This is a genomic window from Lampropedia cohaerens (assembly GCF_001005215.1).
Taxonomy (GTDB): Bacteria; Pseudomonadota; Gammaproteobacteria; order Burkholderiales; family Burkholderiaceae_C; genus Lampropedia; species Lampropedia cohaerens.
Map to the genome: position 1 here is coordinate 38,882 of NZ_LBNQ01000023.1, position 12,245 is coordinate 51,126.

Annotated in this window: 7 protein-coding genes; all 7 read right to left on the reverse strand. The window is 64.6% G+C overall.

The annotated features are described in order from the left end of the window. Positions 1 to 35: 35 nt before the first annotated feature. A complete protein-coding gene (locus tag AAV94_RS07160; RefSeq protein ID WP_046741649.1) occupies positions 36 to 1,559 on the reverse strand; it encodes a tripartite tricarboxylate transporter permease in 1,524 nt (507 codons plus the stop codon). After that, positions 1,556 to 1,993 (reverse strand): tripartite tricarboxylate transporter TctB family protein, encoded by a 438-nt coding sequence (locus AAV94_RS07165; protein WP_046741774.1) that lies wholly within the window; start codon positions 1,991 to 1,993, stop codon positions 1,556 to 1,558. Before AAV94_RS07165 ends, AAV94_RS07160 begins: the two co-directional genes overlap by 4 nt. A gap of 91 nt (positions 1,994 to 2,084) precedes the next feature. After that, a complete protein-coding gene (locus AAV94_RS07170; RefSeq protein WP_084824804.1) occupies positions 2,085 to 3,119 on the reverse strand; it encodes a Bug family tripartite tricarboxylate transporter substrate binding protein in 1,035 nt (344 codons plus the stop codon). Between the two features lie 142 nt (positions 3,120 to 3,261). Beyond that, positions 3,262 to 4,764 carry a sensor histidine kinase gene (locus tag AAV94_RS07175; RefSeq protein ID WP_052754955.1) on the reverse strand — a complete coding sequence of 501 codons (1,503 nt, stop codon included), beginning with the start codon at positions 4,762 to 4,764 and terminating at the stop codon, positions 3,262 to 3,264. Further along, positions 4,761 to 5,447, reverse strand: coding sequence for a response regulator (locus AAV94_RS07180; RefSeq protein ID WP_046741650.1), 687 nt, complete (start codon positions 5,445 to 5,447; stop codon positions 4,761 to 4,763). Before AAV94_RS07180 ends, AAV94_RS07175 begins: the two co-directional genes overlap by 4 nt. Positions 5,448 to 5,584: 137 nt before the next feature. Next, positions 5,585 to 7,060 (reverse strand): glutamate synthase subunit beta, encoded by a 1,476-nt coding sequence (locus AAV94_RS07185; RefSeq protein ID WP_046741651.1) that lies wholly within the window; start codon positions 7,058 to 7,060, stop codon positions 5,585 to 5,587. Between the two features lie 86 nt (positions 7,061 to 7,146). Beyond that, a complete protein-coding gene (locus AAV94_RS07190) occupies positions 7,147 to 11,919 on the reverse strand; it encodes a glutamate synthase-related protein (RefSeq protein ID WP_046741652.1) in 4,773 nt (1,590 codons plus the stop codon). Between the last annotated feature and the right edge of the window lie 326 nt (positions 11,920 to 12,245).

Genomic DNA, 12,245 nt, shown 5'->3' on the forward strand with positions numbered 1-12,245 from the left:
CGGCACGGCAGGGTGCCTGCAGCAGCAGCGGCGCGTCAGTGTGCGGGGGCGCGTTCGCGCGCGCCACGGAACTGACGCAGCAGCCATGGCACGCAGATCACCAGCACTGACAGCACCCAGAAGGCAATGCTGACGCCGCTGGAAAACAGGATTCCGACATCGCCATCGCTGATGGCCAGCGCGCGACGCAGGCTTTGCTCCATCAGATTGCCCAGCACCACGCCCAGGATCAGTGGTGCCATGGGCATGTTGGCCTTGCGCAGAAAGTAGCCGATCAGCCCGATGCCGGCGACCATCAGCAGGTCAAACCGCGAGGCATTGATGGAGTACACGCCGATGACGCTGACGCAGATCACGCCGGGCACCAGAATCCATGGCGGCACCGAGAGGATGGAGGCAAACACCCGCACCATCGGAATATTCATGATGAGCAGGATCACGTTGGCCACCAGCAGTGAGGCGATCAGCCCCCACACCAGGTGCGGCTGCTGCTCGAACAGCACCGGGCCGGGAGTGATGTTGTAGAGCGTGAGCGCGCCCATCATCACCGCCGTGGTGCCCGAGCCGGGCACGCCCAGCGTCAGCATAGGGATGAAAGAGCCGGTGGCCGCGGCGTTGTTGGCGGACTCCGGTGCAGCCAGGCCGCGCATGTCACCTCGACCGAACTTGGCATTCGGGTCCTTTTGCTCGGTGATGCGCTTTTCGTTGGCATAGGCAATGGCCGAGGCGACGCTGGCGCCCGCCCCGGGCAGCACGCCCAGGCCAAAGCCGGTCAGGCTCGAGCGGATGACGCTGGGCAACGTGAACTTCCATTCCCTGAAGTTGAACAGCTTGCGGCCGCTTTTGGGCACGCGCGCGGAGATGCTGCCTATGGCCTGCTCGAGCATCTGCAGCATCTCGCTGATGGCAAACAGCGCGATCACCACCACCACGAAGTCGATGCCGTCCGAGAGATGGGGCGACCCGAAGGTATAGCGATACACCCCCGAATTGGAGTCCACTCCCACGGTCGATATGCCCAGCCCGATCATCGCGGCCAGCACGCCCTTGGCCGGCTGGTTGCCCAGCAGGCCCGTCAGGCAGCAGAATGCGAACACCATCAGCACGAAGTACTCGGCAGGGCCGAAGGCCAGCGCCCATCTGGCCAGGATGGGGGCAAAGATGACGATGCCGAAAAACGCCACCAGCGATCCCACGAAGGACGCCCAGGCCGACAGGGACAGCGCCACGCTGGCCAGCCCCTGCCGCGCCAGCGGGTAGCCATCCATGGTAGTCATGACCGCAGCCGCCTCGCCCGGGACGTTGATGAGGATGGAGGTGATGCGCCCGCCATACTCGGCGCCGACGTAGACGGCAGCCAGCAGGATCAGCGCCGTCTCCGGCGGCAGATTCATGGCAAAGGCCACCGGAATCAGCATGGCGACGCCGTTGATCGGCCCCAGGCCCGGCAGCACGCCGACGATGGTGCCGAAAAAGGAGCCGATCACTGCCACCAGCAGGTTGGTCGGGGTCAGGGCAATGCCAAATCCCTGCACCAGTGCGCCCAAGACTTCAGTCATAGCCACCCTCCCAGCACACCGACGGGCAGGACCACGTCCAGTACACGATCAAACAGATAGAAAAAGGCGCTGGCGCCAACCACGCCGGCGATGGCCGGCCACAGCCAGCCGCCGCCAAACAGGCGCCCGACCAGCATGGTCATCACCGCCGTGGCGACGATGAAGCCTGCCGATTCGAAAAACACGGCGTAGCCGACGATGACAAGAAACATCGCCGCGATGCGCAGGTTGGCGCCCGAGGGGTTGGTCTGTACCTGGCCGCCGCCCTTGACCACGAGCACCACTCCGCAGATGGCCATCACCGCGGCAATCAGCAGCGGAAAGGCGCGCGGCCCGAGTGGCTCGTAGGAAAAGGGCGCCTCCAAGCCCCAGCCATAGCCCAGCATGACGGCGGCCAGCGCAAGCGCGCCGATGCCGAGAATCCGGTCGTTCATGAACACTCCTTGTGACGGTGCACCGGATCGCAGCCCGCAATGCCGTTGCCAAGCGGGGCTGCAGCTCCGGTGCGGTTGGGACGCGACGCGACTACTTGATCAGTCCGAACGAGCTGGCCAGTTCGCGATAGTCTCTGACCTGCTGTTTGACGTAGGCATCCAGTGCCTCGCCTGTCAGGTTGAAGGGGAACAGCCCCTGCTGCTCAAGCAGCACCGGAAACTGCGCGTGCGCGGCGGTGGTCTCGAATGCCTGCTGCCACCACTGGTAGTCCTCGTCGGAGACTTCCGGCCCAAGGTAAAAGCCCCGGATGATGGGCCAGTCGATGTCGAAGCCTTGTTCCTTGGCCGTCGGAATGTCGGCAAGCCGGCCCGGCAGGCGTTCGCTGTGGAACACGGCAAGAATGCGGATGGGCGCGCCGCCTTCGAGCATCGTGGTGGCCTCGGCCGCGTCGCCCATGTAGGCCTGGATATGGTTGCCGCGCAGCGCGGTAATGCCTTCGCCGCCACCTTCAAACGCCACGAAGCGCATACGCTTGAAGTCCACACCGGCAGCGCGCGCGGTCAATGCCGCTTTCATCCAGTCCTGACTGCCCACCGTGCCGCCAGCGCCGAAGACAACCTGGCTGGGATCGGTCTTGAGCGCGTCCATCAGGTCATTGAGGCTCTGGTACGGGGAATCGTCGCGGACCACGGCAACGCCATAGTCCGCGCCGATGGCGGCAAGCCAGCGCACGTCGTCTTCCGTGTAGCGCCCGAACTTGCCCTGCGCAAGGTTCAGCAGTGATCCGCCCGAGAATGCGACGATCGAACCCCCCTCGCCAGGGCGCTGGGCGACGATGTTGTTGTAGGCCACAGCGCCAACGCCTCCAGGCATGTAGACAATGCGCATAGGGCGCTTGAGGGCGCCGCTGGCCTGCAGCGCCGCCTGAGTTAGGCGGCAGGTCAGATCGAAGCCGCCGCCGGGCTGTGCCGGTGCAATGCATTCCGGGCGACGCGGCTCTGCCTGGGCAGGCGAATGCAGGCCCGCCCACGCCAACGCGGTGGTCGCCAGCAGGCTGGTGGCGATGGCGCGCAGCGGTCGGGCCTGGCGCCGTGGCGTGCGTGCGGGTGACGGTGTGCTTGTCATGCTGTGTCTCCTTTTTCGTGTAGTGGTGGGCTCAGGTGCGGGCCTGCATGTCTTGTCCACCTGTGTGGGACCTTAGCCTGCACAAGCTTTCAGATTGCTTTCAGTCTGCCGGTTCAGGCGAAAAATGCGGGCAAACCCCGAGTCAGGCGCTGCGGGTGAGACTGGATGCGTCCGGCGTGGGCAGGGGCCGCGCCGGCGCGGGTTCAAACTCGAGATCCACGCGCAGCCCGCTGTCTGGTGTGGCGGCCGCGTCTGCGCCGCAGGCCGCGCTGCCCAGGTTGTGCAGCCGCATGGTTCCATGGTGGGCTTTGACGATTGCATCAACGATGGCCAGGCCCAGGCCGGCGCCACTGGTGTTGCGACCGGCGCGCCCGCGCCGAAACCGCGTGCCGGCCTGCCGCATGTCGTCCTCGCTCATGCCTGGCCCGCTGTCCTGCACGCTCACGCGCAGGCGTGCGCCTTCCCGGCTGATGGAGGCCAGCACGCTGCCATGGGCGGGGGTGTACTTGATGGCGTTGTCCAGCACGTTGAGCAAGGCCTCCTGCAGCAGCAGCCGCATGCCGCGCATGGGCATGGCCTGGCCTGTCGGCCGGTCAATGCCGTAGTCTAGCCGCTTGTCCCGCGCAGCTGGCAGCATCATGCGCACGCTTTCCTCCAGCAACGCTCCGAGGTCGAAATCCTGCAGCTCGGAGAACGCATGTGCGCCGATGCTTGCCCCGTGTACCTTGGCCAGGGCCAGCATCTGGTTGGTCACCCGCTCGGCGCGCTCGAGGCCGCCAAGCATCGCCTGCAAGGCACTGCGCATCTCCATGGCATCGCGCTCGCGCAGCGCGTACTCGACATTGGTGCGCAAGGTCGCCAGGGGCGTGCGCAACTGATGGGAAGCATCATCCAGGAACTGGCGCTGCAACTGCGCGTGGCTGGCAAATCGTGCCATGTGGCGATTGATGCTCGCGACCAGCGGCGTCACTTCGGTGGGCAGGCCGGCGCTGACGATGGGGCTCAGATCATCGTCGTTGCGGTGCTGCATGTTGCGCAGCAGACGGCTCAGAGGCATGAAGGAAAACTCGATGCCGGCAACCACAACTGTGATCACGATCAGCATCACCAGCACGTCCTGCAGCGCGACCTGCCACAGCAGCTCGCGGGTGTAGCGCTCACGCGCCTGCAGGCTTTCGGCGACCTGCACGATGATGCGCTGGTTCTCGCCGTGGGCCAGCAGTGGCGGATCCATGGCACGAACCAACATAGCCACGCGCACCGGCTCGTTGCCCATGTACAGGGCGTCGAAGAAGTGCACCTGGTTCTGCGGCGGCATGGTCGCAGGCATGGGCATGGCGGCATGTCCAATCTGCGCAAGGCCGTCTTCGGTGCTGATGCTGTAGTACACGTTGCCGGATGCAGTCAGCTCGAAGATGTCCAGCAGTTGGTAGGGCTGTGTCAGTGCTAGGCCACCGGTGGTTGTGGAAATGTTCAGGTCAATCGCCTGGACGACACCGGCCAATGCCCGGTCATAGGCTTGCTGGGCCTGCAGAGAAAGCAGGTGGTTGGAGCTCCAGATTCCCACGGCGCTGGCGCCGACAAGCACCGGCAGCAGCCACAGCAGCAGGCGCCGCTTGAGACTGACGCCAGCTGTTGACTTCATGGAGGCACCCCTTGCGCATCGGCTTCAAGGCAGTAGCCCAGGCCACGCATGGTGATGATGTGTGCCTGACTGTTTTGCAGTTTCTTGCGCAGCCGATGCACGATGACCTCAATGGCGTCCAGGCTGATGTCGGCATCCTCGGCAGCGATGCGGTCGAGGATGGCCAATTTGCTGACAGGCTCCCCACTTTTGAGGATCAGCACGCGCAGCACCGCATGTTCGCGCGGCGTCAGGGCCAGGGGCTGACTGCCAATGTGAAAGCGCTGACTGCTGAGGTTGTAGTGCAAATCGCCGCAGGCCATACGCTGGAACTCGCGACCACGGCTGCGACGTAGCAGGGCATGCAGCCGCGCTTCCAGCTCTTCGAGTTGGAAGGGCTTGGGCAGAAAGTCATCGGCGCCCTGGTTGAGCATGTCGACCCGGTTGGCCAGGGAGTCGCGGGCCGTCAGTACCAGCACGGGGGTGCGGTCGTCGCGCGCGCGGATGCGGCTCAGCAAAGCCTGGCCGCTGAGGTCCGGCAAGCCCAGGTCGAGGATGACGGCGTCAAATTCCTCACTGGCCAGGCGCCGATCCGCGAGCAGGCCGCTGTCCGCCCAGTCGACCACGAAGCCTGCGTGCCGCGCCAGCGCCTTCAGCAGCGACTGTGCCAAGGCTGTCTCGTCTTCCACCAGAAGTATGCGCATACACCAAGTCTGTGTTCTTCCATTCTGGAAGGGGTTTATACGTCATCTGCTACATCCGGGATGCGTGAAGACGGCCAGATTGATGCATATGCAGGCGTTAACCGAGGAGCCGGCTCGGTAAGTGGGACGGAAATGGCTCAGCGCGGCAGCTCCGAATGCCCCATCAGAAACTCGTCCACCGCACGCGCCGCCTGGCGGCCTTCGCGGATGGCCCAGACGACTAGTGACTGGCCGCGCCGGATGTCGCCAGCGGCAAACAGCTTGGGGACGTTGGTGGCGTAGCCGCCGACGAGATCGGTGCTGGCGCGCACGTTGCCGCGCGGGTCGGTGTCCACGCCAAAGGCTTGCAGCACGCTTTGTACCGGGCTGACGAAGCCCATGGCCAGCAGCACCAGATCGGCCTTGAAGATTTGTTCGCTGCCAGCGATCTCGGTGGGCTTGCCGTCCTTCCAGTCCAGACGCACGGTCTTCACGCCGGTGACCTTGCCGTTTTCGCCGATGAACTCCTTGGTGGAGATGGCAAATTCGCGCTGGCAGCCTTCCTCGTGGCTGGAGCTGGTGCGCAGTTTATTCGGCCAGTAGGGCCAGACCAGGGGCTTGTTCTCCCGCTCCGGCGGCATGGGCAGTAGTTCGAACTGTGTCACGCTGGCGGCGCCATGGCGGTTGCTGGTGCCCACGCAGTCGCTGCCGGTGTCGCCGCCGCCGATGACGATGACGTGCTTGCCATCGGCACGGATCTGCTGCGCCAACTTGTCACCGGCGTTGGCCTTGTTCTGTTGGGGCAGAAACTCCATGGCAAAGTGCACGCCGTCGAGCTCCCGTCCGGGCACCGGCAGGTCGCGGCTTTGCTCGGCGCCGCCGCTGAGCAGCACCGCATCGAACTCCTTGAGCAGGGTCTGCGGATCGATGGTGTCCCTGGACCAGTTGGTGACCTTGCTGCCCTTGCCCAGCCCATCCTTGCCGGCGACCAGCACGCCAGTGCGCACCTTCACGCCTTCGGCTTCGAGCTGTTGCATGCGGCGGTCGATATGGCTTTTCTCCAGCTTGAAGTCGGGAATTCCATAGCGCAGCAGGCCACCGACACGGTCATTCTTCTCGAACAGCGTCACATCATGGCCAGCGCGTGCGAGCTGCTGGGCTGCGGCCAGGCCAGCCGGGCCGGCGCCAACGATGGCGACGGTCTTGCCGGTGCGATGCTTGGGCAGTTGCGGCTGCACCCAGCCTTCTTCGAAGGCGCGATCGACGATGGCGTGCTCGATGCTCTTGATGCCGACCGGGTCGTTGTTGATGTTGAGCACGCACGCAGCCTCGCACGGGGCAGGGCAGATGCGGCCGGTGAACTCGGGGAAGTTGTTGGTGCTGTGCAGGACCTCAATGGCGGCGCGCCAGTCGTGGCGGTAGACCAGGTCGTTGAAGTCCGGGATGATGTTGTTGACCGGGCAGCCGTTGTTGCAAAAGGGTGTGCCGCAATCCATGCAGCGCGCGCCCTGGATGCGGGCCTGCTCCTCGTCAAGGCCAATGACGAATTCCTTGTAGTGCTTGAGCCGCTGCGGAACGGGCAGGTAGCCTTCCTCGATGCGCTGGTACTCCAGAAAGCCGGTGGTTTTTCCCATTTTGAGAATCCTTGTTTCATCGTGTCGGCCAGTCGACTGACGCAGCTGTTGCCACGCCAGCCAGGCCGTTTATTGTTTTGCGCGGGTTATTTGGCAGCGGCTTCCTCGCCCTTGCTGCTCTTGCGGCGGCTGGGTTTGGCGTCAGTGCTGGCGGCAGCGGCAACTTGCGCTCCCTGCTCGCGCAGCACGCGGCGCTCGTAGATTTCCGCCAGCGCGCGCTTGTACTCGCTCGGGAAGACCTTGACGAACTTGCTGCGGGCCTGCTGCCAGTTGTCCAGCAGCTCGCGGGCGCGGCGGCTGCCGGTCCAGCGGTTGTGGGCTTCCAGCAGTGCGTGCAGTTGCTGGTCGTCGGTCTGGTCGCGGTGCCAGATGGCGCGGTCGATCTGCGTCAGATGCTGCTCGTGTGGCAGCACGGGCTCCAGCGCGACGGAGGTCGTGTTGCAACGCGTGGCGAAATCGCCGTCCTCGTCGTAGATGTAGGCGATGCCGCCGCTCATGCCGGCAGCGAAATTGCGGCCGGTCTTGCCCAGGACGACGACAGTGCCGCCTGTCATGTATTCGCAGCCATGGTCACCCACACCTTCGACGACGGCGGTGGCGCCGGACAGGCGTACGGCAAAGCGCTCACCAGCCACGCCGCTGAAGAAGGCCTCGCCACTGGTGGCGCCGAACAGCACGGTGTTGCCAACGATGGTGTTGCGCGTGGCGTCGCCGCGGAACTCGAGGTTGGGGCGCACCACCACGCGCCCGCCCGAGAGGCCCTTGCCGGTGTAGTCGTTGGCCTCGCCGATCAGGTGCAGGGTGATGCCGCGGCAGAGAAAGGCGCCAAAGGACTGTCCGCCAGTGCCTTCGAGCTGGATGTGGATGGTGTCGTCGGGCAGGCCGTCAGGATGGGCGCGCGTGACCACGCCCGAGAGCATGGCGCCGACGGAGCGGTTGACGTTGCGCACGACTTCGATGAAGCGAATGCGCTCGCCCTTTTCGATCGCCGGGCGGGCGCGTTCGATCAGCTTGTTGTCCAGCGCCTTGTCGAGGCCGTGGTCCTGCGACTCGACGTGGTAGCGCGGCACATCGGCAGGCACCTGGGGCTGGGCGAACAGCCGCGAGAAGTCCAGCCCCTGGGCCTTCCAGTGCTCCACGCCCTTGCGGGTATCGAGCAGATCGCTGCGGCCGATCAGTTCGTTGAAGGTGCGGATGCCCAGCTGTGCCATGATCTGGCGCACTTCCTCGGCCACGAAGAAGAAGTAGTTGACCACATGCTCGGGCTTGCCCGAGAACTTCTTGCGCAGCACGGGATCCTGCGTTGCGACACCGACCGGGCAGGTGTTGAGGTGACACTTGCGCATCATGATGCAGCCCTCGACCACCAGCGGTGCGGTGGCAAAGCCGAATTCATCGGCGCCCAGCAGTGCGCCGATGACGACGTCGCGGCCAGTCTTCATCTGACCGTCGGCCTGCACGCGGATGCGCCCGCGCAGGCGGTTGAGCACCAGCGTCTGCTGCGTCTCGGCCAGGCCAATCTCCCATGGGCCACCAGCGTGCTTGATGGACGACCAGGGCGATGCGCCGGTGCCGCCATCATGGCCAGCGATTACCAGATGGTCGCTCTTGCACTTGGTCACGCCTGCCGCCACGGTGCCGACGCCGACCTCCGCAACCAGCTTGGTGCTGATGTCCGCGTGCGGTGCAACGTTCTTGAGATCGTGGATGAGCTGGGCCAGATCCTCGATGGAGTAGATGTCGTGGTGCGGCGGCGGAGAGATCAGCCCCACGCCGGGTACCGAGTGGCGCAACTTGCCGATGTATTCGGAGACCTTGCCGCCAGGCAGCTGGCCGCCTTCGCCGGGCTTGGCACCCTGCGCCATCTTGATCTGGATCTGATCGGCGCTGCTGAGGTATTCGGCCGTAACGCCAAAGCGCCCGGAGGCCACCTGCTTGATACGCGAGCGCAGCGAGTCGCCCTCCTGCAGGGGCAGGTCGACCTCGACGTTTTCCGCGCCGATGACGCTCTTGAGCGTCTCGCCCGCCTTGATGGGGATGCCCTTGAGCTCGTTGCGGTAGCGCCGCTCGTCCTCACCGCCTTCGCCAGTATTGCTCTTGCCACCGATGCGGTTCATCGCAATGGCCAGCGTGGCATGCGCCTCGGTGGAGATCGAACCCAGCGACATCGCGCCAGTGGCAAAGCGCTTGACGATCTCGCTGGCGGGCTCGACTTCCTCGACGGGTATGGCCTTGGCCGGGTCGAAGCGGAACTCGAACAGGCCGCGCAGCGTCATCAGGCGGCGGCTCTGATCGTTGATGATCTGCGCGTACTCTTTGTAGGTGTTGAAGCTGCCCGAACGCGTGCTGTGCTGCAGCTTGGCAATGGCATCGGGCGACCACATGTGTTCCTCGCCCCGTGCGCGCCAGGCGTACTCGCCACCGGCATCGAGCATGTTGGCCAGCACCGGCGCATCGCTGAAGGCGGCCTGGTGCATGCGGATGGCTTCCTCGGCGATCTGGAAGATGCCGATGCCCTCCACGCGCGAGGGGGTGCCGGTGAAGTACTTGTCCACCGTCGCAGAATTGATGCCGACCGCCTCGAACAGCTGCGCGCCGCAGTAGCTCATGTAGGTGGACACGCCCATCTTGGACATGATCTTGGACAGGCCCTTGCCGATGGCCTTGATGTAGTTGGCAATGGCCTTCTCGGCGCTGAGCGCGCCAGGCAGGTCCTGATGCAGGGTCTGCAGCGTCTCCAGCGCGAGGTAGGGGTGCACGGCCTCGGCGCCGTAGCCAGCCAGCACGGCAAAGTGGTGCACCTCGCGGGCGGTGCCGGTCTCGACCACCAGGCCGGTGGAGGTGCGCAGGCCGGTGCGGATGAGATGCTGGTGGATGGCCGACAGCGCCAGCAGTGCCGGGATGGCGATGCGATCGGGTGCGACGTCGCGGTCGCTGACGATGAGGATGTTGGCGCCATCCTTGACCGCATCGACCGCGCGCGCACACAGCGAGGCCAGCTTGGCCTCCACGCCTTCCTTGCCCCACTCGAGCGGATAGGTGATGTCGATCACCGCGCTCTTGAACTTGTTGTGGGTCAGCTGGCCGATGTCGCGCAGCTTGGCCATGCCGGCAAAATCCAGAATCGGCTGCGTGACCTCCAGCCGCATCGGCGGATTGACCTGGTTGATGTCCAGCAGATTGGGCTTGGGCCCAATGAAGGAGACCAGCGACATCACGATGGCTTCGCGGATCGGGTCGATCGGCGGGTTGGTGACCTGCGCGAACAGCTGGCGGAAGTAGTTGTACAGCGGCTTGGGGCGCGCCGAGAGCACGGCCAGCGGGCTGTCGTTGCCCATTGAGCCGATGGCTTCCTCGCCGTTGCTGGCCATGGGCGCGAGCAGGAACTTGATGTCCTCCTGCGTGAAGCCAAACAGCTGCTGGCGCTTGAGCAGTGGAATGGGGTGTTCGCCCGCAGGCGAGGCACCAGCGGGCGCTGCATCGACGCTGTCGAGCTTGACGCGCAGGTTCTCGTTCCACTGCTTGTAGGGCTTGGTGTTGACGATGTTGGCCTTGAGCTCCGCATCGTCGATCATGCGGCCCTGTTCAAGGTCGATCAGCAGCATCTTGCCCGGCTGCAGGCGCCACTTGCGCACGATCTTGGTCTCGGCAATGGGCAGCACGCCGGCTTCGGAGCCGAGAATGACCAGATCGTCCTCCGTCACCCAGTAACGCGCCGGGCGCAGGCCGTTGCGGTCCAGCGTGGCGCCGATCTGGCGCCCGTCGGTGAAGACCACTGAGGCGGGACCGTCCCACGGCTCCAGCATCGCGGCGTGGTATTCGTAGAACGCGCGGCGGCGCTCGTCCATGCTCTCGTGCTGCTCCCATGGTTCGGGGATCATCATCATCATCGCCTGGCTGATGGAGTAGCCAGCCATGGTCAGTAGTTCCAGACAGTTGTCGAAGGTGGCCGTGTCGGACTGGTGCGGGAAGCTGATGGGGTAGAGCTTCTTGAGATCTTCGCCCAGCACCGGCGAGGACATCACGCCCTCGCGCGCGCGCATCCAGTTGTAGTTGCCCTTGACGGTGTTGATCTCGCCGTTGTGCGCCACATAGCGGTACGGGTGGGCCAGTGGCCACTCTGGGAAAGTGTTGGTCGAGAAACGCTGGTGCACCAGCGCAATGGCGGAGATGCAGCGCGGATCGGCCAGATCGTGGAAGTACTCGCCCACCTGATGCGCCAGCAGCAGGCCCTTGTAGACCACCGTGCGCGTGCTCATGCTGGGCACGTAATACTCTTTGCTGTATTTGAGCTGCAGGTTCTGGATGGCGGCGCTGGCAGTCTTGCGAATCACATACAGCTTGCGCTCCAGCGCATCCTGCACGATCACATCGTTGCCGCGGCCGATGAAAACCTGCCGTATGACCGGCTCCTTCTCACGCACGGCGGGCGACATCGGCATCGCGCGGTTGACCGGCACGTCGCGCCAGCCCAGCAGCACCTGGCCTTCGGCCTTGATGGCACGCTCCATCTCCTGCTCGCAGGCGCGGCGCGAAGCTTGCTCCTTGGGCAGGAAGATCATGCCCACCCCGTATTCCCCGGCCGGCGGCAGCGTCACGCCCTGGGCGGCCATTTCCTCGCGGTAGAGCTGGTCGGGAATCTGGATCAGGATGCCGGCACCGTCGCCCATCAGCGGGTCGGCGCCGACCGCACCGCGGTGATCGATATTGATCAGGATCTGCAGCGCCTGCTGTACGATGTCATGGCGTTTGACGCCCTTGATGTGCGCCACAAAGCCCACGCCGCAGGCGTCGTGTTCATGCACGGGGGAATACAGCCCCTGCGCGTGCAGGTCCTGCTGTTCAGACGCCTGGGTCATGGCGTACTCCTTGTATTTTTGAGTCAATCGTGAGGCCTGAGGACGGCGTGAGGCCGTCCAGATCGCAGGTGCCGAGAATACGCCGCAACAACGCCACAAGCAAGAAAATAAATAAGGGTCGGATGCTATTTTTTGTCGACAAGAGTTATGTTGAGAATAAATGGGGACATATTTTTTGGGGCGTCGGCACGGTGTGGCACCATGCTTGCTTGGGCTATATGGGGTCCACTTGCTTGGGCGGCAGCGGAAATCCTGCAATCGCTTGCCGAGCCGTTGGTGCGGATCGCAGCTTGCCATGCGGCCGCGTGGGCTGGGGCAGGCAACGC

Excerpts from the sequence above, each read along its gene's own strand:
- AAV94_RS07160 (WP_046741649.1), bottom strand. The coding sequence starts at position 1,559 with ATGACTGAAGTCTTGGGCGCACTGGTGCAGGGATTTGGCATTGCCCTG.
- AAV94_RS07190 (WP_046741652.1), bottom strand. The coding sequence starts at position 11,919 with ATGACCCAGGCGTCTGAACAGCAGGACCTGCACGCGCAGGGGCTGTAT.
- AAV94_RS07180 (WP_046741650.1), bottom strand. The coding sequence starts at position 5,447 with ATGCGCATACTTCTGGTGGAAGACGAGACAGCCTTGGCACAGTCGCTG.
- AAV94_RS07175 (WP_052754955.1), bottom strand. The coding sequence starts at position 4,764 with ATGAAGTCAACAGCTGGCGTCAGTCTCAAGCGGCGCCTGCTGCTGTGG.
- AAV94_RS07170 (WP_084824804.1), bottom strand. The coding sequence starts at position 3,119 with ATGACAAGCACACCGTCACCCGCACGCACGCCACGGCGCCAGGCCCGA.
- AAV94_RS07165 (WP_046741774.1), bottom strand. The coding sequence starts at position 1,993 with ATGAACGACCGGATTCTCGGCATCGGCGCGCTTGCGCTGGCCGCCGTC.
- AAV94_RS07185 (WP_046741651.1), bottom strand. The coding sequence starts at position 7,060 with ATGGGAAAAACCACCGGCTTTCTGGAGTACCAGCGCATCGAGGAAGGC.